The organism is Streptomyces sp. NPDC127108 (assembly GCF_042677545.1).
Lineage (GTDB): Bacteria > Actinomycetota > Actinomycetes > Streptomycetales > Streptomycetaceae > Streptomyces.
Window position 1 is genome coordinate 29,399 of sequence record NZ_JBHXTE010000017.1, and the last position, 18,963, is coordinate 48,361.

Consider the following 18,963-nt stretch of genomic DNA (forward strand, 5'->3'; position numbering starts at 1 on the left):
CCTCGCGATAGAACGCTCGTTTTAGTCGCATCGCGCCCGCGTGCGCGGCTACGACGAGGTGCAGGTCGCCTCCGCGGTCACCTTCTGGGGCGTGCCCGTCGTGTTCTCGCCGGTGATCTGCCATCCGGTGCCGTCGGGGAGCGGGCGGGAGGCGCCGACGAAGGCCTGGCCGCTGGGGTAGGAGCCGCCTCCGCTCACCATTTGGCCGGGGCCGCACCGGGCGGTCGCGACGCCCTCGGCGCCGGGCTGGACGGTGATCTGCGGGCCGATCCGGGTCTCATGGGCGGCCGTCGAGCACAGGGCGACCGCGTTGAAGCTCTGCGTGAAGTCCGTGTCGTTGAACAGCACGGCGTGGTAGTTCCCGACCGAGGCGGAGAACCGCATGCCGATCACCTGGATGCTCGACGCCTCCCACCCTCCGCCGGTGGGCGTCTGGCCTTCGGGGCAGCGGACGTCGCTGATGCCGCTCTGCGAGTGGGCGGGCACCGTCAGGGGGTTGGCGGCGGCCACGCGCGTGTGGGACTTGGGGGTACAGACGACGAAGGCCGAAGCGCGCCGCTCCGCCCCCGACTTGTTGGTGAACCTGACTTCCCACGCGTTGTTGCGGGGTGTCGAGCCGGACATGAAGAGTCCCTTGCCGGACCTGATGCCGCCGCCTCCGCTCGGCTGGCGGCCGGACGGGCACGACGCGATGACCGTGGTGGACACGCCCGGCGGGATGACCAGTTCGGGGCCCTGGTGCCCCGTGTGGTCCATGGGGGCCGCGGCCCTGGGCTCGGGGGCGGGTGCGCCGCCCACCCGACCGCTGGCCTCGGTCACTCCCGCGGTGAGGGTCAGGGCGGCGACCGCCGCCATCACGGGAATCCTGATCCGCTTCACTTCGTCCTCCGAGTGCTGCTGCTGCATCTGCTTCTGCTGCTTCGGCTTTGCTGCTTCTGCAAGACAGGCATGCCCGATGCACCCGAAGAATCCGGGAATATCACTCCTTGGGCTGACGTACATCGGCCGGGCGGCGGGCGTCCCTGCTGCGCTGACCCGCGCTCGGTGTTCTTCGGCTTGGCCGGTGCTCTTCGGCTAGCCGGTTTCGTAGCGGACGGCGAGAGCGGCGGCGCGGTCGCGCAAGGACGTGCGCAACCACGCCGGAGCCAGCGCCTCCGCGCCCGTGCCGAGCTGCCACAGGGCCCACTCGGCGTGCCGCGCGTCCTGGAAGGTCACTTCGAGCCGCAGCCATCCGTCCGCGTCGGCCTCTTCCTCCTCGGAGTGGACGGCGAGCGCGGTGCCGACCAGCGTCTCCCGGAGCGCCGGGGCCAGCCGTACGAGGACGGTGACCTGGTCGTCGCCACCCGTACGGAAGCGTGTGCCGCGCTCCTGCCAGGCGCGCTCCAGGTCCACGCGGTCGGCCCGCTCGGCGGGCTCGGACAGCTCCTCGGCGGCGCGGATCCGGGACAGCCGGTAGGTGCGGTCGTCGCCCGACCTCGTGGCCAGGAGATAGCCCTGCTCGCGGACGGTGACCAGGCCGATCGGGTCCACGGTGCGCAGGCGTGGCGGCTGGTCCGTGGCCGCGTAACGGATGCGCAGCCTGTGCCCGGCGAGCACCGCGCGCCGGATCTCCGCCATGACGGCGTCGGGCACCTCGTCCGTGGTCACGCGGCGCGAGAGGAGGTCGGTCTCCGGGTCGATGAGCAGCCGCTCGGCCACGTCGGCGGCGGTGTCCCGCTGGCTCTCGGGCAGCGCGTCGACGACCTTGAGCATTGCGGCCGCGAGGGCCGAGCCGAGGCCGAAGACCTGCGCTCCGCGCCGGGACCCGGCGACGAGGAGGGCGAGCGCCTCGTCGTGGTTCAGCCCGGTCAGCTCCGTCTGGAAACCGGGGAGCAGCGCGAAGCCGCCGTGGCGGCCGCGCTCGGCGTAGACGGGGACACCCGCCGCCGACAGCGCCTCGATGTCGCGCAGGACGGTGCGCGTGGACACCTCCAGCTCGCGGGCCAGCGTCGCGGCGGAGAGGCGGCCGCGCTGGCGCAGCAGCAGCACCAGGGAAACCAGCCGGTCGGCGCGCATGCGGGGACCCCAACGGAACGCGTACGAAATACGTGACCAAGGGTGTCGTACTTGGCTTGGCAGGCTCATCAGCAAGACGTCGGACAACACACGAGTCGTACGCGTCGGACGTGTCGTACGCATCGAATGGAGCTGATGAGGCGATGGAGCGAACCGCGATCAACCCGGTGACGTGGTCGGTGGAGATGGGATTCAACCAGGGGGAGGTCGTCACCGGGGAGACCCGGACCCTGTACACATCCGGACAGACGGCGATGAGCGACGACGGGAAGCCCCAGCACGACGGGGACATGGCGGCGCAGTTGGCGCTGAGCCTCGACAACCTGGAGGCCGTCCTCGCCGAGGCGGACATGTCCCTGGCGAACCTGGTCCGGCTCAACGTCTACACGACGGACGTCGACCAACTCTTCCAGCACTACGGCGTGCTGGCGGCCCGGCTCGGCGGGGCCCGCGTGGCGCCGACCACGACGATGCTCGGCGTGACACGGCTGGCGATCCCCACGCTGCTGGTCGAGCTGGAGGGGACCGCCGTCGCGTGAGGGCCTAGGCGGTGGCCCGGCGGCCGTGGAAGATGCCCCAGCGCAGCCGCTCGGCGCGGGTGGTGTCGACCCACAGGGGGAGGTTGGCGAGCAGTCCGTCGACGTACGCGGGGCTGATGGCGGCGCGCAGGTCGGCCTCGCGGGCCCGGGTGTCGGCGGTCAGGCGGACGTAGTGCCGGGCGATCTGGCCGCTGTGGTCGTCGAAGTCGACGGGGTCGAGGCCCAGTTCGGCGAGCCGGTCCAGGTAGAACGCGGGGGTGGCGAGGGTGTCCACGCCGAGGCGGGAGACGACCGGGCGCAGGGCCTCGGCGGGGGTGTCCTCGGCGGCCATGATGTCGGTGAAGGCGAGGGCGCCACCGGGCTTGAGCACGCGGACGCCCTCGCTGAGGACGCGGGCCCGGTCCCCGCTGTGGCAGAACGCCTCCAGGGAGCACACGGCGTCGAAGTGCCCGTCCCCGTACGGCACTTCGTGGAACGACCCGGTGACGACCTCGATGAGCCCGTCGAGCCCCCGCTTGGCGTTGGCCGCGCGGTGGCGTTCGTTCTGGGCCTCGCTGAGGTTCAGCGCGACGACATTGCAGCCGAAGCGGTCGGCCAGGTAGCGGGCGGTGCCGCCGTAGCCGGAGCCGAGGTCGAGGACTGTCCGGCCGGGGGCGAGGTGGTCCGCGAGCCGGTCGGCGAGGCGCTCCACGGTGCGACGGGAGGCGTCGGCTACGGGCTCCGCGTCGTGGTCGTAGATGCCGGTGTGGATGTCCTCGCCGCCCCAGACGATGTCGTAGAAGCGGTCGACGTCGGTGGATTCGTAGTAGGTGCGGGTGGCGGTCTCGTTGCTGGTCAGGGTCGAGTTCTCGCTGCTGGCCGGGGTGGCGTCGTCGGTCTGCTTCCGGGTTCGCCGGTCGGCCTGCTTCTCGGTCATGTGCGCTGTCCCCTCGGTGCTCGCCGTGCTCGCTGGGCCGCCGTGGTGGCGGCTTCGCAAGCGTGGGTGCTCCGGCCGGAGTTGATCAAGAGCGCCTAGTCGGCCACGGGGGCGGATCGGGTGGCGAGGAGGTCGTGGCAGAGGCGGGCGCGGTCGGCCAGGGCGCCGTCTACGGCGAAGAGTTCGGTGAGGTAGAGGAGGAGGTTGGTGATGGCGGCCTGGTTCGGACTGCCGGAGAGGAAGGCCTCGGTGACGGTGGCCAGATCGCTCGACGGTTCGAGGATCAGTGCCCGGAAGACGTCACGGAACCTGGCTTCGAGCGGCTGCGGCGCGTCCGGGGCGAGCAGCTCCACCCAGTGCGGCCTGCATGATTCGAGGCCTGACTCGACCGTGTCCAACATGGTCAGCTCGAACGGGAAATTGTGGTCGCTGACCCTGCGGTCGGCGACCCTGGACAGATCCTCCCGTGCCTTCGTGAAATCTCCTGCCTGCCGGTACGTGACGCCGCGCACGGCACGGTGCCAGACACGTTCGGAGTCGTGTGAGAGCGCGGCGGTGAGGTCGCTGATGGCTTCGTCGTAGCGACCGGCCTGCCGGTGGACATCACCCCGCTGCGCTTGGAAGTGGAACGCGGTGGGCTTGAGGCCGAACGCCGTGGTGAGGTCCTGGACGGCTTCCGCGAGCCGTCCGGTCCGCTGGTGGGCGAGGCCTCGGAAGAAGAGGGCACTGGCATGAGTCGGCTCGAACTCAAGGGCGGCGGTGTAGTCGTCGATGGCGTCCTGATACCAACCGGCCTCACGATGGACCGAACCGCGCAGTACCAGGACGTAAGGCATGCCGCTTCCGCTGTCGATGACAGCGGTGTAGTCCGCGACTGCCTCGTCGAAGTGTCGGAGCCTGCGATGCGCTTCCGCGCGAGGCACCCGGCCGAGAAGATTGTCGGGGTCGACGGCGAGGGCGCGGTCGAGTTCGGCGAGTGCTTCCTCGTTGCGTTCGGCGAACATGAGGTGCTTGCCGCGGTACGTATGGGCCAGGCTTCGGTTCTTGGCGCTCAGCGCATCATGGCTCAGCACGGCGCTGAGGAAGTCCACAGCGGGATCCTGGCCGGAGACGGCGGTGCGGAGCGTCTCGGCCCACGCCAGCAGATCCGGATCAGCCGCGTCGCGGGCCGCCTGCTGGAAGGCGTCCGTCCACTGCCGTAGTACCGCCATGTCCTCATCGGCGGCACCGACGGCCACCGCCAGCGCAGTCGTCAACGCGACCGACGGACGGGCGCACAGACGGTGGTACATCTCGTCCAGGCGGTGCCGGAGCCACCGGGCGTCGCCCCACCGCTTCGACACGGGCAAGTCCTCCTGGATCGCCGCGCGCCAAGCGCCGTGCGCCTCCGCCAACTGCAGGTGCGCCTCACCCCACCGTTGCGGCGAGAACGCCCGCCGCTGCCGCACCATGCTCGCCCGCACCACCGCGTGGTACTGCTTGAAATCCCCGTGCCCGCTCACGAACGGCTGCCCGCACAGCCAGCCCCACAGCCCCCGCGCCTCCTCCGGGACCGCCGCCGTGAACACGTCCTCGTTCAGGCGGGGCGCCAAGGCGCAGGCCAGGACCGCGTCCCGTTCGGCCGGGTCGCCGATCCACTGGACGAAGCGCTCGACGGCCGCGTCCGCCACGTCCGCCTCGGCGCCCACCTCCTCCGCGCTCTCCGGCTGTGCAAGGGCGAGGAGTTCGACGAGGAGCGGCAGGCCGAGGGACAGGTGCAGGACGGCGTCCACCACGTCCGGCTCGGTCACCCCGCGTGCGGCCAGGAGGGTGCGGGTCTCCGTCTGCGTGAAGACCTCCAGGGGTACGTCCGTGACGTGGGGCCGCAGCGGCGCCCACGGGCGTTCCGCCAGCTCGTCCCGTCCGGCCAGGACCACGATCACGTTCGCCGACAGCGGCCCGAACTCGTCCTGGAGCAGATCCAGCAGCCACGCGTCCAGGAAACGCCCCGTCTGCTCCCACGTGTCGAAGAACAGCACCACCCACGCGTGCTTCCCGCACAGGCGGTCCAGCTCCCCGACGAACGCTCGGCCGAGCCCGCTCGCGTCCGCACCACGGTCCCGGCGCCCCCGGCTCCCCTGTCCTCGTATCCCCGCACGCAACCGATCCAGCCCCTGCGCCGCCGCATCCGGACTCGCCATCGACGTCGCCGCCCCGACCCCGGGGATCAGCGACGCCGCACCCAGCGCCGCCTGCGTCACCACCCGGCTCGACATGGACGCCTCGGCGCCCGCCGCGTCGGCCCCCTCAGGAAGCAACGACTCGGCCACCGCCGCCTCCTGCTCCTTGCGGTACTGCTCCGCCGCCTTGTCGAACTCCTTGAGCGGGCCCGCCTGTTCAGCGAGCTGCCGGGCCAGCTCCGCAAGGGCCTGCGGCACCCCGTGCACATCACTCTCGTCCACCACGGCGGTGACCGCGCCCGCCTTCCGGGCCACCTCCTGCCACTGCCGCAACAGCGTCGACTTGCCCACGCCCCCGACCCCGCGCACATGGAACAGGAAGTCCGCCGGGTCCTCCGCCGACGCCGGGTCCTTCGTCAGGTTCTCCGTGAACAACGACACCTGCGCCCGCCGCCCCACGAACCGCGCCCGCGTGCGCTCCCGGATCAACTCGCCCCGCGACCTTCCCCGACGCCCCGCCCCGGCCATGCGCCCACCTCCACCAGCGCCATGCTGCCATCCGGGGCCCACGGGGGACGGCTCCTTGCCGAACCGGGGCGCCAGGCGTAAAGCAGTGGCGCCCCCGCGCCCCGCGCACGACCATGGGCCGCATGAGCGACCAACCCGCGCGATGGACCGAGGCGACCGTCTACCCCGACATGTGGACGGATCCGGACAACGACCCGCGTGAGAGCGAGGGGCCGAGCCCGGACGGGGAGCTGCCGACGCTCCTCGACTTCCTCTCCGGCTACCGCATCACCCTGCGCATGAAGTGCGAGGGCCTGGACCCCGAGCAGCTCGCCCGCCGCTCCGTCCCGCCCTCGACGATGTCCCTCCTCGGCCTGATCCGGCACCTCGCCGAGGTCGAACTGGACTGGCGCGGCTGGATCGAGGGCGAGTCCATCCCGAAGCTGTACGGCAAGAAGGACGCCGACTTCGAGGGCGCCGTCGCCGACCAGGCCATGGTGGACGCCGCGTACGCCGACCTGGAGCGCGAACAGGCCGCGACGGACGCCGCGCTCGCCGCCCGCCCGGACCTGGGGGAGCGCCTGAAGAACGGCACCTCGATCCGGGAACTGATGGTCCACCGGATCGAGGAGTACGCCCGGCACTGCGGCCATGCGGACCTGCTGCGGGAGTGCGTGGACGGCAGGGTGGGGCAGTAGCCCTTCAGCGGCACTTCAGTAGCTCTTCAGCTCTCTGGGCCCTTGCCCCGGCCTGCTAGCCGAACTGCACGCTGTGCGGGAGCGCCCCGGTGAAGGTCGTCGCCTGCCCGGGCTGGAGGACGGTCCGGACCTCCTCGCAGCCGTGGTCGTTGTACACCGTGGCCCTGGCGTTCGTGCCGTTCTCGGCCGAGGTCGCGCCACCCTGGACGAGCAGGCGGCACTCCCCGTTGGCAGGGTTCTCCATCTCCAGGTCGCCCGCCTGGACCGAGTGGTAGGAGAACGTGCCGTCGGCCGCGTAGGCGGTGCTGGTCGGCAGTGCGGCGAAGAGGGCGAGGGCGGCACCGAGGGCCAGGGCCGCGCGGGCGGTTTTCGAGGTGTGCGTGGTCGTCATGAACATCAACGGTTCCTGACGGAAGCGGGTGGCGACAGGGAGTGCGGGGGCGTTTGCCGCCGGGTTCGCGCCTCGCGCGCCCCTGTTGTGCGCGGGGCGAACTCGCGTGGCCCCTGGCATTCCCTCGTGCGGGTGAGGCCTGGCATATGCGGATTTGGGGGCGGGGAGGTAGGGGGCCGTTGCCCGCACCACCAGTCCGTACGAAAGGTCCGCGCACATGCGCTTCCGCACCGCCCTGGCCGCCGCCTCCGGCGCCCTCGCCCTGATCGTCACCCTGCCGACCTCGGCCACCGCCGCCGAGGGGTACTTCCGTTACACGTACAGCGGTCTCGACGGCACTCCCCAGGTGGCCGTCCTGGAGAACCCGGAGAACGGCGAGTGCATCACCCTGCCGGAGGTGGCGGACCCGGACTCCAGCTCGCCCGCCCACTCGCCGCGCAACAGGACGGACGCGTTCATCGAGGTCTTCACGGAGCCGGACTGCACCGGCGACTCGTTCACTCTGCGACCCCTCACCGGGTACGGATCCGAACGACTCAAGCTCCGCTCGATCGTGGTCACTCCTCCCGAGGAGTCGTAGTGTCCGCGCCCGCATGACAACGGGGAGGGCCGCCCGCGCGCACTCGCGCAGGCGGCCCTTCCGGCCCCGATCTCGGCCCTTCGTGCCTACCGCGGGCCCTTCGGGAGCAGCTCGTCGAGCGCCCCGTCCAGCGTCTTGAACGCCCCCTCGCCCGCGCTCAGCGACTCGTACACGTACCGGACCGCCACCCGCTCCGGCGCCATCCCGCAGAACTCGGAGATGCCCTTGCCGAGCGTCAGCCTGACCGAGTCCTCGAAGCCCAACTCCGCGAACCGCGCCTGGTCGTAGCTGACCAGGCCGAGCCACAGCATCCGCTTCCTGGCGAGGAGCTTCTTCCGGCCGCCGTACGCGAATCCGTGGTTCCACACCCGGTCGATCCAGCCCTTGAGCAGCGCAGGGAGACCGAACCACCAGAGCGGGAAGACGACCACGATCGCGTCCGCCTCCGCGACGCGCCGCATGTGCGCGCGGACCTCCGGCGAGTACTCCTTGTCCCGGTCGGCCCAGTCCGGCTCGTCGGCCGGGGTCATCCGGGGGTCGAAGCCCTCCGCGTCGAGGTCGAGGAGGTCGACGGTGTGGCCCTCGGCGGTGAGGCGCTCCTGGGCGTGGCGGACGAGCTGGGCGGTGAGGGAGTCGGGGCGGGGGTGGCCGGTGACGAGGAGGACCTTGGAGCGGGGGGACTCGGGCTGCGGCTGCTCGGGCTGCGGCTCTGCGGGCTGCAGCTTTTCGGGCTGCGACTCTGTGGGCTGCGGCTCTGCGGGACGGGGCTCCTCGGGCTGCGGCTCTGCGGGCCGGGGCGTCGGCATTACTTGGCCTCCCCGTCCAGACGGACCAGCATCTTGCCGGTGTTGGCGCCGCGCAGCACCCCGAGGAAGGCCTCCGGCGCCTGCTCGATGCCGTCGACGACGGTCTCCTCCGTACGCAGCAGCCCTTCGCCGCGCAGCCGCACCGCCTCGCCGATCCACTCCGGGAACAGGTCCAGGTGGCTGGTGACCAGCATGCCGCGCAGGGTCGCCTCCTGCTTCGCGGCGTGGAAGAGGTTGTCGGGGCCGGGGGCGGGCGTGGTCGCGTTGTACGTGCTGATGGCGCCGACCATGGCGACCCGGGCCTGCGGGCGCAGGGCGCCGATCGCGGCCTGGAGGTGGTCGCCGCCCACGTTGTCCAAGTAGACGTCGATGCCGTCGGGCGCCGCCTCGGCGAGCTGCTCGGCCAGACCGCCCTGGCGGTAGTCGATCGCCGCGTCGTACCCGAACGTGTCGAGCAGCTTCTTCGTCTTCTCCGGACCGCCCGCCGACCCGATCACCCGGGACGCGCCGAGCGCACGGGCCACCTGCCCGGCGACACTGCCCACCGCGCCGGCGGCGGCCGAAACGAACACGACGTCCCCCTTCTCGACGGGCGCGGTACGGGTCAGCGCCGCGTACGCCGTGAGCCCCGTCGTACCGAGCGGCCCGAGGTAGGCGGACGCCGGGGCTATCCCCGTGTCCACCACCGTCACGGCGGCGGCGTCCAGCACGGCGTACTCACGCCACCCGGCGAAGTGCGAGACCGTCGCCCCGACCGGCACCTCGGGGGCACCCGAAGCGACGACCTCACCGATCGCCCCGCCCTCCAGCGGCGCCCCCAGCTCGAACGGCGGGATGTACGAGGGCACGTCGTCCATCCGCCCCCGCATGTACGGGTCGACCGACATCCACGTGTTGCGGACCAGGATCTGCCCCGCACCCGGGGCGTCGGGCAGCTCGGCGACGGCGAGCCGGAAGTCGGAGAGGACGGGCTCCCCGGTGGGACGGGCGGCAAGACGGATTTCACGGGACTGCGGCATGGCGGGCTCCTGAGCTGTGGTGTCTGTGGTGTCTGTGGTGTCTGTGGGGTGCCTCCGCTGTGTCGCGGTGACGAGGAAGAGATTGGCGCGGGGTGCGCACGGAACGCTGATGGTTCACGCACGGGCATTTCAGCCCGTCCGGCGTTTGAGGACGAGGCCGAAGGCCGACAGGGGGAGAGGGGCGAAGCCCCATGAGAGCGGGCGGGGGCCCGGGGGCGGCAGCCCCAGGTTTCGGGAAAGGGGTGGGCCTGGGGCGCCCCGCGAGGCCCCACATACGGTGACCTCATGCGATTCGAGGTGCTGGGCCCCCTGGCGGTGCGCACGGAGGACGGGACGGCCGTCCCCGTCCCGGAGGCAAAGGTGCGCACCCTGCTGGCCGCCCTACTCGTACGCGGCGGCCACCCCACCCCCGTGGACACCCTCGTCGACACCCTGTGGGGAGACCGCCCCCCGTCCAACCCCACCAACTCCCTCCAGACCAAGATCTCCCAACTACGCCGAGCCCTCGCCGCAGGCGCCCCCGGCGGCCGCGACCTGGTGGCCCACGGCCCGGCGGGCTACCGCCTGGCGGTGACCGGGGACGCGACGGACGCGGACCGCTTCGTGGCGCTGACCACCAAGGCGTACGGGACTGGGACCGGGGCCGACGCCGAGCCGGACGCCGAGAGCACGGACCCCCGTACCAAAGCGTCACTCCTGACCACAGCCCTGTCCCTCTGGCGAGGCCCCGCCTACGCAGACTTCCGCGACGCGGACTTCGCACGGGCGGCAGCAGCCCGCCTGGAGGAACAACGCCTCACCGCGACGGAGACCCTGGCCGAACTCCGCCTGACCCTGGGCGAGCACGCCCTCCTGGCCGACGAACTGGCCGACCTGGTCACCCGCGAGCCCCTGCGCGAACGCCTCCGCGCGGCCCACATGCGCGCCCTCTACCGTGCCGGACGCCCCACCGAGGCCCTGGACGCGTACCACGACCTGCGCCACCGTCTGGCCGACGACCTGGGCATCGACCCGGGCCCCGACATCACGGCCCTGCACGCGGCGATCCTCCGCCAGGACCCGACCCTCACACCGCCCCCGCGCACACCCACGCCCACGCCCACGAACGCACCCGTATCCGCGCCCCACCCCGAGCCCTTCGCACCCCCGGCCCAGCCCCGCACCAACCTGCCCGCCCGCATCACGGACCTCATCGGCCGCGACGCCGAGGTCTCCCGCGTACGTGACCTGGTCCGCTCCACGCGCCTGGTCACCCTGACCGGCCCCGGCGGCGTGGGAAAGACCCGCCTGGCCCTGGAGGCGGCCCGCACCCTCCTCACCGACCACGCAGACGAACTCCCGGACGGCGCCTGGCTGGTGGAACTTGCGGGAACGAAGGACGGCGTGGCGGAGACGGTGGCGACGGCGCTGGGCATCCGCGAAGAAGCGACGCCGTCCGAGGCCATGTCGACTCACCCGACGTCCGAGTCCGAGGCCATCTCAGCCCGTCCGGCATCCGAGTCCGAGGCCATCTCAGCCCGTCCGGCGTCCGAGGCCGAGGACATTCCAGCCCGTCCGGCGTTTGAGGACGAGGCCGAAGGCCGATCGACGCAAGCCGTCCCACCCCAAGGCGACTCCCTGGCCCAAGCCCTGGCCCAAGCCCTGGCCCAAGCGCTGGCGCAACGCCACGCGCTACTCGTACTGGACAACTGCGAGCACCTGCTCGACCCCGTGGCCGACCTGGTGGCCCACCTCCTCCGCACCGCCCCCCACCTCCGCATCCTCACCACCAGCCAAGAACCCCTCGCCCTGACCGGCGAAACCCTGGAACCCGTGGCCCCCCTCCCCGAGGACGAGGCCCTGCGCCTGTTCGCGGAACGAGCCCGGGCCACCACCCCCGACTTCACCCTGAACGACGACAACCGCGAGGCGGCGGCCCTCATCTGCCGCCGCCTCGACGGCATCCCCCTGGCCGTCGAACTCGCCGCGACCCGCGTCCGCACCCTCGGCGTACACGCCCTCGCCGACCGTCTGCACGACCGCTTCCGCCTCCTCAACCAGGTCCGCCGCGACGCCCCGGCCCGCCAGCGCACCCTGCGCGCGATGATCGACTGGAGCTGGGAACTCCTCACCGCCCCGGAACGCCTGGCCCTGCGCCGACTGGCCGTGTTCTCGGGCGGCTTCACCCTGGAGAGCGCGGAAGCCGTACTCGGCGAAGAGATGGACGAAGCCGTACTCGGCGAAGAGATGGACGAAGCCGTCCTCGGTGACGAGGTGGCCGCCGGGGGCACGGACACCGCCGCCCGGGCCGACGCCCCGGCCACCTCCGTCCTGGACCTGGTGACCCGCCTCGCCGACCGCTCCCTCCTCACCCCCGCGGCCCCCGCCCCCGACGGCACCCTCCGCCACCGCATGCTGGAATCCGTCACCGCCTACAGCCTCGAACGCCTGGAGGAGGCAGGCGAGTCGGCCGACCTGCGCCACCGCCACGCCCTCCACTACGCCGACCTCGCCGAACGCGCGGCCCCCGCCCTGACGGGCCCCGACCAGCGCCACTGGCTGCACCGCCTGGACGCCGAGACGGTCAACCTCCGCGCCGCCCTCGACTGGTCCACCACCCGCCCCGACCCCGCCCTCACCCTCCGCCTGGTCAACTCCCTGACCTGGTACTGGTTCCTGCGCGGCCGCCTCAGCGAGGCCCGCCGCTGGCTCCGCCTCGCCCTGCGCCCACACCCGGAGGACACCCGGCCCGGAACCCCGCACGGAGACGGCACCCCGCACGGGGCCCGAGCCACCGCCTCCGCCGCCCTCGGCGCCTTCAGCCTCCTCACCGGCGAGGAGACCTGCGCGTACGGCGCGGACTGCGGCCTCGGGGAATCCGGGCCCGGAGAAGAAGGGGCCGAGGAAGCCGGACCTGGAGGAGACCCCGCCGACCCCCGCTCCCGCTGGCTCCTTGCCTTCGCCCGCTGCGGCTTCGAACGCACCGAGCAGGAGGCGGCCCGCGTCGACGCGCTCCTCGACGAGTTCCGCGCCGCGGGCGACCGCTGGGGCGAGGCCGCCACCCTCAGCGTCCGCGCCACCCGCGCCCTCTACTCCGGGGACCTCCCCGCCCTGCGCGCTAACGCCACCAGCAGCGCCGCCCTCTTCGCCGAACTCGGCGACCGCTGGGGGCAGTTGCAGTCCTCCGAACAGCTCGGCATCCTCGCCGAGATCGCCGCCGGCTACGACGAGGCCGCCCGCCTGCAGCACGAGGGCATGGCCATCGCCGAAGAGCTGGAACTCTGGATCGACGTCTCCTTCCGCCTGTCCCGCCTCGGCCGCCTCGCCCTCCTCACCGGCGACGACACCCGCGCCACCGAGTACCACGAACGGGCCGCCCGCATCGCCGTCCGCCAGTCCCACCGGCCCGCGCAGCAGTTTGCCGAGGTGGGCCTCGCCCTCGGCGCCCGCCGCCGCGGCGACCTCGACACCGCCGAACGCCACCTGCTGCGCTGGCTCGACTTCAACCGCCGCTTCGGCGTCGACTCCGGCAACGCGCTGATCCTCGCCCAGCTCGGCTACGTCGCCGAGCAGCGCGGCGACGCCACCCGCGCCGAGGCCCTGCACCGCGAGGGCCTGGACGTGGCCGCGGGCACCGGCGACAACCGGGCCGTGGCCCTCGCCCTCGAAGGCCTGGCGGGCGCCCGCTCCCTGGCCGGCGACCACCTGCACGCCGCCGCCCTCCTCGGCGAGGCCGCCGCCCGCCGCGCCACCGAGGACTCCCCGCTGCCCCCGGCCGAACGCACCGACGTCGACCGCGCCACCACCCGCTCCCACACGGCCCTCGGCCCGGCCGACTTCGAGACCGCGTACAAGGCCGCGTACGAGGCTGCGTACGAAACCGCGTAGGAAACCATGTACGAGAAGGGCGCCGCGGGGGCCACCGGATAGCGCCGCCTCCGGGGAGGCCGGGGTGAGGTGGGGTCCTGCCCGCGCCCCCACCCCCCAACCCGCGCCGGGGCTACCCCAGCACCGCCCGCAGCTGGTCGAGCCCCCAGTCCAGGTCCTCCTTGCTGATCACCAGGGGCGGCGCGATCCGGATCGTCGAACCGTGGGTGTCCTTCACCAGGACCCCGCGGTCCATCAGCTTCTCCGAGATCTCCCGGCCGGTGCCGTGCGCCGGGTCGATGTCGACGCCCGCCCACAGGCCGCGCCCGCGCACCCGCGTGACCTTGCCGGAGCCCACGAGCAGGCGCAGCTCGGCGTGCAGATGCTCGCCCAGCTCCGTGGCCCGCTGCTGGAACTCGCCGGTGTTCAGCATCGCGACGACCTCCAGGGCCACCGCGCACGCCAGCGGATTCCCGCCGAACGTCGACCCGTGCTCACCCGGCCGGAACACCCCGAGCACGTCCGCGTCCGCCACCACCGCCGAGACCGGCACCACCCCGCCGCCGAGCGCCTTGCCGAGGACGTACACGTCCGGCACCACGCCCTCGTGGTCGCACGCGAACGTCCGGCCCGTCCTGCCGAGCCCCGACTGGATCTCGTCCGCGATGAACAGGATGTTGTAGTCGCTGGTCAGCTCCCTGACACCCGGGAGATAGCCGGGCGGCGGCACCAACACCCCCGCCTCGCCCTGGATCGGCTCGATGAGCACCGCCACCGTGTCGTCCGTGACCGCCTCGCGCAGCGCGTCCAGATCGCCGTACGGCACGATGTCGAAGCCCGGGGTGTACGGGCCGTAGTCCGCGCGGGCCTCCGGGTCCGTGGAGAAGCTGACGATCGTCGTCGTGCGGCCGTGGAAGTTGTCGCTCGCCACCACGATCCGCGCCCGGCCGTCCGGCACCCCCTTGACCCGGTACCCCCACTTCCGGGCCGTCTTCACCGCCGTCTCCACGGCCTCCGCGCCCGTGTTCATCGGCAGCACCATGTCCTTGCCGCACAGCTCGGCCAGGCGCGCGCAGAACTCCGCGAACCGGTCGTGGTGGAACGCCCGTGACGTCAGCGTCACCCGCTCCAACTGCTCCTTGGCCGCCTCGATCAGACGGCGGTTGCCGTGCCCGAAGTTCAGGGCCGAGTACCCGGCGAGCATGTCGAGGTAGCGGCGTCCCTCCACATCCGTCATCCACGCGCCCTCCGCCGAGGCGACCACGAGGGGCAGCGGGTGGTAGTTGTGCGCGCTGTGCGCTTCGGCCGAGGAGATGAGGTCTTCCGTAGCGGTCACGGGGGCTCCGTTTCTCTCGTGCGCACGTCGTTGTGCGCTTTCTTCCGGCTGTTCACGGCGCGGTGCGCGTTCTTCCGGTACGGGACAGGACCTGACAGGACAGGCACGTGTCCTGTCCTATCGTCGCTCGCATCCTCGACGAAGGGCACGGACGCAGGACCACGACACAGTGGAGTGCCCGATAGGCTGGTTTTTCACAGCACGGCGACTGGCGCACAGGGAAACGACCCTGAGGGAGCCGTGCGAGGCAACACCTTCGAGGTGCCGCCCGCCTGGGCACCCCGGGACCACGACCGGACCTCTCACCGCTCGCCCCGGAGGACGCCATGACGCAGCCCCCTGCCCACAAGACCGCTGCCCACGAGACCGCTGCCCACCAGCACCCCGCCCTCGCCGCAGCCGACCCCGAACTCGCCGCCCTCGTCACCGCCGAGGAACGCCTCCAGGCCGACACCCTCCGCCTGATCCCCAGCGAGAACTACGTCTCCACCGCCGTCCTCGAAGCCTCCGGCACCGTCCTGCAGAACAAGTACAGCGAGGGCTACCCGGGCCGCCGCTACTACGAGGGCCAGCAGAACATCGACCAGGTCGAGCGCCTCGCCGTCGCCCGCGCCAAGGCCCTCTTCGGCACCGACCACGCCAACGTCCAGCCCTACTCCGGCTCCCCGGCCAACCTCGCCGTCTACCTCGCCTTCGCCGAGCCCGGCGACACCGTCATGGGCATGGCCCTGCCGATGGGCGGCCACCTCACCCACGGCTGGGGCGTCTCCGCCACCGGCAAGTGGTTCCGCGGCGTGCAGTACGCCGTGCGGCAGGACACCGGCCTCGTCGACTTCGACGCCGTCCGCGAACTCGCCCTGAAGGAACGGCCCAAGCTGATCTTCTGCGGCGGCACCGCCCTGCCCCGCACCATCGACTTCGCCGCCTTCGCCGAGATCGCCCGCGAGTCCGGCGCCGTCCTCGTCGCCGACATCGCCCACATCGCCGGCCTCATCGCCGGCGGCGCCCACCCCTCACCCGTGCCGCACGCCGACGTGATCTCCACGACCACCCACAAGACCCTGCGCGGCCCCCGCGGCGCCATGCTCCTGGCCCGCGAGGAACACGCCAAGGCCATCGACAAGGCCGTCTTCCCCGGCCTCCAGGGCGGCCCCCACAACCAGACCACCGCCGCCATCGCCGTCGCCCTCCACGAAGCCGCCCAACCCTCCTTCCGCACCTACGCCCACGCCGTCGTCGCCAACGCCAAGGCCCTCGCCGAAGCCCTCCTCGCCCGCGGCTTCGACCTCGTCTCCGGCGGCACCGACAACCACCTCGTCCTGATGGACCTCACCCCCAAGGACGTCCCCGGCAAGGTCGCCGCGAAGGCCCTCGACCGCGCCGGGATCGTCGTCAACTACAACACCGTCCCCTACGACCCCAGGAAGCCGTTCGACCCCTCCGGTGTCCGCATCGGCACCCCCTCCCTGACGTCACGCGGTCTCGGCACCGAGCACATGGCCGCCGTCGCCGACTGGATCGACCGCGGGGTCCGCGCCGCCGGGTCCGGCGACGAGGACGCGCTCCTGAAGATCCGCGGCGAGGTCGCCGAGCTGATGGCGGCCTTCCCGGCCCCGGGCCTGCCCACGGCCTGACCCTTCCAGCGCGGACGGCTCAGGGCTCGGACTGCTCACGGCGCGAGAGGCTCAGGGCACGGAAGGCTCAGGCGTCGAGCAGCTCCTGGCGCGGGGGCCCGTCCCCATGGTCGCGGCGGCGGAGGCGGTACATCACGGCGGCTCCCGCCGCCGCACCCGCCGCCGCGCTCGGTATCGCCCAGTGCCAGCCCGAGTCGTCCCCGCCGCCCGAGCCCCGGGCGACTCCGCCGTCCGCGTCCGGGGCCGCCGCCCGGGCCGGTGCCGGGTTCTCCGGGCCCGGCGCCGGATCGCTCGGGCGGATCCCCGCGTGGTCGCGCTCCGACAGCCTGCCCATCAGGCCCAGGTCCTTCAGGAGGGCACGCAGGGCCGTCGGGTCCGGAGACCGGTGCCAGGACCCCTTCATCGTCTCCGGGTCCGTCGACGTGTGGATCCATATCGCCGCGTCCTTCGCCGCCGACGGCTCCGGATACACCCGGTCCACGCGCCACGGCCGCACGTCGTGCACCAGCCAGGTCACATTGATCTGGCGGGTGGCGCCCAGGCTCAGGCCCGGCGGCCGCTCGCGCTCACCCTTGGCCGTGGGGCCGAGCAGGGTCTCCAACTCGGCATACCTCTTCCCCTCTCTGTACAGCGACGCCGTCTCGCCGCTCTCCGGTGACGTGAGCAGCACGCTCGTCGGCCCGCCCGCCGCCGCCCACGGCGCGCCCAGCAGCACCACGGCCAGCGCCGCGGCCAGCGCGGTCAGTCCCCTTGCCGTTCCCCGCGCTGCCGTTCCCCGCGCTGACCTTCCCCGTGCCCATCGCATGTCCGACCCCCTGCGGCTCCCGGCACGGTCCCTCCGCGCCGCCTCACTTCTGGTACACCGCCCGAGCCCCGCAGGTTCCACTCCACGGCCGCCAATCCGAACTAATCCCCGGACCTCGACTCCGTCCCCGCCTCCGCTCCTGTCCCCGCACCCCGCTCCGGCACGGACTTCGCGATCTCCGTCGCCCGCGCCTTCGACGTCACCCCCTCAAGGCGCAGCGTCAGCCGCCGCCCGTCCGTCCACAGCAGCGTCGGGCCCGCGGGCCGCACCGTCCGCTTCCAGCTCCCGCCGTCCGGATCGAGGAGCCACAGCTCAAGGCGGTGCGGGCGGGCGAACCACAGGGCCGTGCCGTGGCCGAGGTCGATCCACTCGGGCATGCCGGGCACCAGCTTCGTGAAGCCCGGGTCGAGCGGGGCCGGGAACTCGTCGAGCCGGACCGTCCGGCCGTCCTCGCGCCAGCACAGCGTGATCAGGGAACGCCCCGCCGGTTCCCGTGTCACCACCACCGCGTCCGGCTCCCCGAGCGCCCCGGGCACGACCGGCCGGAACCCGGCCTCCCGCTCGGCCCGCGCGAGCGACACCGACGGCGCCCCGCACTCCGGCGTGCGCGCCCCTGTCGGCGGAGGTGACGGGTCGTACCGCACCTCGACCCCGCCGAAGTCGAACCAGTCGAAGACCGCCGCCCGCACCGGAGGCGTCAGCGCGAGCACGGTCAGCAGGCCGCACACGGACGCGACGACCGCCCGCCGACGCGTCCGCAGTCCCCGCCGCAGGCGCCGCAGGGCACGGCGGAGCCGCTCGCCCCGGCCGGGCGGCTCGGGCGTGGGGACCCCGGCGCCCTCGGCCAGTATCTGCGCGAGCACCCGCTCGACCATCGTCTCCTCGCCCGGGTGCCGGTCCAGCGAGCGCCCAAGGGCCCGCAACTCCTCCGGCAGCCCCGCGCCCTCGGCGCCCCGCGCGCCTTCCGCGCCGCCCACACCATCCGAACTGTCCCAGTTGCCCGAATCGTTCGAGTCGTCCGGGCTGTCCGGGCCGTCCATGCCCCTCACTTCCCCTCACCCCCTTCCGGAAGCAGTCGCTCCAGCTTGCGCAGGGCCCGGTTCAGCCGGGACTTCACCGTGCCCCTCGGCCAGCCCAGGGCCTGGGCTGTCTCCGTCTCGTCCATCTCCAGGAGATAGCGGTACGTCACGACCAGGCGGTGGTCCTCGCCCAGGCGGTCCAGGGCGGCCAGGAGCGCCGCCCGGCGCTCCCGCTCCAGGGCCGCCACCGCCGGGTCCGCCGACTCCGCTATCAGCGGCTCGGGCTCCGTCAGCGCGGCCTCACGGCCCGCCACGGTGCGCTGCCGCGCCGCCGAACGCACTGTGTTCCTCGTCTCATTGGCGACGATCGACAGCAGCCACGGCTTGAACGCCGAGCCGTCCCGGAACCGCCCCAGCGCGCAGTACGCCTTGAAGAAGGACTGCTGCACCACGTCCTCCGCGTCCGAGCCCGCGCCGAGGGCCGCCGCCGCCCGCAGCGCCACGCCCGTGAAGGCGCGCACCAGCTCGGCGTACGCCTCCGGCTCGCCGGCGCGCACCCGTGCGATGACCGCCGCCTCGTCGACGCCGATGCCGTCCCCCTCCAGCGCCCGCCCCTCCGTGCTCCCAGGGCTCCCCGGAGCCTCCTGAAGAGC

Annotated in this window: 16 protein-coding genes and 1 riboswitch; of the genes, 5 read left to right on the forward strand and 11 right to left on the reverse strand. The window is 72.8% G+C overall.

Annotation, left to right across the window (positions count from 1 at the left end):
* Positions 1-48 precede the first annotated feature (48 nt).
* Positions 49-906 (reverse strand): hypothetical protein, encoded by an 858-nt coding sequence (locus ACFVHO_RS16000; RefSeq protein ID WP_385713962.1) that lies wholly within the window; start codon positions 904-906, stop codon positions 49-51.
* Between the two features lie 168 nt (positions 907-1,074).
* The gene (locus ACFVHO_RS16005) at positions 1,075-2,055 is read right to left on the reverse strand and encodes a helix-turn-helix transcriptional regulator (protein WP_385713964.1); all 981 of its coding nucleotides are present in this window, start codon (positions 2,053-2,055) and stop codon (positions 1,075-1,077) included.
* A 143-nt stretch (positions 2,056-2,198) separates the two neighbouring features.
* Between ACFVHO_RS16005 and ACFVHO_RS16010 the strand changes: the two genes are divergently transcribed.
* The gene (locus tag ACFVHO_RS16010; protein ID WP_385713967.1) at positions 2,199-2,594 is read left to right on the forward strand and encodes a RidA family protein; all 396 of its coding nucleotides are present in this window, start codon (positions 2,199-2,201) and stop codon (positions 2,592-2,594) included.
* 4 nt (positions 2,595-2,598) lie between these two features.
* On the opposite strand, the gene ACFVHO_RS16015 is transcribed toward ACFVHO_RS16010, so the two are convergent.
* Complete coding sequence (locus tag ACFVHO_RS16015) at positions 2,599-3,510, reverse strand: SAM-dependent methyltransferase (protein ID WP_385713970.1); 912 nt, start codon at positions 3,508-3,510, stop codon at positions 2,599-2,601.
* A 95-nt stretch (positions 3,511-3,605) separates the two neighbouring features.
* Positions 3,606-6,158, reverse strand: a complete 2,553-nt coding sequence (locus ACFVHO_RS16020; protein WP_385713973.1) for a tetratricopeptide repeat protein — start codon at positions 6,156-6,158, stop codon at positions 3,606-3,608.
* A 152-nt stretch (positions 6,159-6,310) separates the two neighbouring features.
* Between ACFVHO_RS16020 and ACFVHO_RS16025 the strand changes: the two genes are divergently transcribed.
* Positions 6,311-6,874 (forward strand): DinB family protein, encoded by a 564-nt coding sequence (locus ACFVHO_RS16025; protein WP_385713976.1) that lies wholly within the window; start codon positions 6,311-6,313, stop codon positions 6,872-6,874.
* A gap of 55 nt (positions 6,875-6,929) precedes the next feature.
* Here ACFVHO_RS16025 and ACFVHO_RS16030 read toward each other — a convergent pair whose 3' ends face one another.
* Positions 6,930-7,265, reverse strand: a complete 336-nt coding sequence (locus ACFVHO_RS16030) for a hypothetical protein (protein ID WP_385713979.1) — start codon at positions 7,263-7,265, stop codon at positions 6,930-6,932.
* A gap of 217 nt (positions 7,266-7,482) precedes the next feature.
* Here ACFVHO_RS16030 and ACFVHO_RS16035 point away from each other — a divergent pair, with 217 nt between their 5' ends.
* Entirely contained in the window at positions 7,483-7,845 is a 363-nt protein-coding gene (locus ACFVHO_RS16035; protein WP_385713982.1) for a hypothetical protein, read from the forward strand.
* 86 nt (positions 7,846-7,931) lie between these two features.
* Here ACFVHO_RS16035 and ACFVHO_RS16040 read toward each other — a convergent pair whose 3' ends face one another.
* Positions 7,932-8,651, reverse strand: a complete 720-nt coding sequence (locus tag ACFVHO_RS16040; RefSeq protein WP_385713985.1) for an NAD(P)H oxidoreductase — start codon at positions 8,649-8,651, stop codon at positions 7,932-7,934.
* On the reverse strand, positions 8,651-9,670 hold the full coding sequence (locus ACFVHO_RS16045; RefSeq protein WP_385713988.1) for an NADP-dependent oxidoreductase: 1,020 nt from the start codon (positions 9,668-9,670) through the stop codon (positions 8,651-8,653). The genes ACFVHO_RS16040 and ACFVHO_RS16045 overlap by 1 nt, the downstream gene beginning before the upstream one ends.
* 285 nt (positions 9,671-9,955) lie before the next feature.
* On the opposite strand from ACFVHO_RS16045, the gene ACFVHO_RS16050 reads away from it, so the two are divergent.
* Positions 9,956-13,537, forward strand: a complete 3,582-nt coding sequence (locus ACFVHO_RS16050; protein WP_385713991.1) for a BTAD domain-containing putative transcriptional regulator — start codon at positions 9,956-9,958, stop codon at positions 13,535-13,537.
* A gap of 112 nt (positions 13,538-13,649) precedes the next feature.
* Here the strand turns inward: ACFVHO_RS16050 and rocD are convergent, their stop codons facing one another.
* Positions 13,650-14,852 carry an ornithine--oxo-acid transaminase gene (gene rocD, locus ACFVHO_RS16055; protein WP_385713994.1) on the reverse strand — a complete coding sequence of 401 codons (1,203 nt, stop codon included), beginning with the start codon at positions 14,850-14,852 and terminating at the stop codon, positions 13,650-13,652.
* A 194-nt stretch (positions 14,853-15,046) separates the two neighbouring features.
* A riboswitch (ZMP/ZTP riboswitch) is annotated at positions 15,047-15,137 on the forward strand.
* Between the two features lie 41 nt (positions 15,138-15,178).
* Between rocD and glyA the strand changes: the two genes are divergently transcribed.
* A complete protein-coding gene (gene glyA, locus ACFVHO_RS16060) occupies positions 15,179-16,486 on the forward strand; it encodes a serine hydroxymethyltransferase (protein ID WP_385713997.1) in 1,308 nt (435 codons plus the stop codon).
* 67 nt (positions 16,487-16,553) lie between these two features.
* On the opposite strand, the gene ACFVHO_RS16065 is transcribed toward glyA, so the two are convergent.
* The 3 genes from ACFVHO_RS16065 to ACFVHO_RS16075 all read right to left on the reverse strand — a co-directional run bounded on the left by ACFVHO_RS16065 (position 16,554) and on the right by ACFVHO_RS16075 (position 18,915).
* Positions 16,554-17,291, reverse strand: coding sequence for a hypothetical protein (locus ACFVHO_RS16065; RefSeq protein WP_385714000.1), 738 nt, complete (start codon positions 17,289-17,291; stop codon positions 16,554-16,556).
* Between the two features lie 101 nt (positions 17,292-17,392).
* Positions 17,393-18,331, reverse strand: coding sequence for a hypothetical protein (locus ACFVHO_RS16070; RefSeq protein ID WP_385714002.1), 939 nt, complete (start codon positions 18,329-18,331; stop codon positions 17,393-17,395).
* A 5-nt stretch (positions 18,332-18,336) separates the two neighbouring features.
* Entirely contained in the window at positions 18,337-18,915 is a 579-nt protein-coding gene (locus ACFVHO_RS16075; protein WP_385714274.1) for an RNA polymerase sigma factor, read from the reverse strand.
* Positions 18,916-18,963 lie beyond the last annotated feature (48 nt).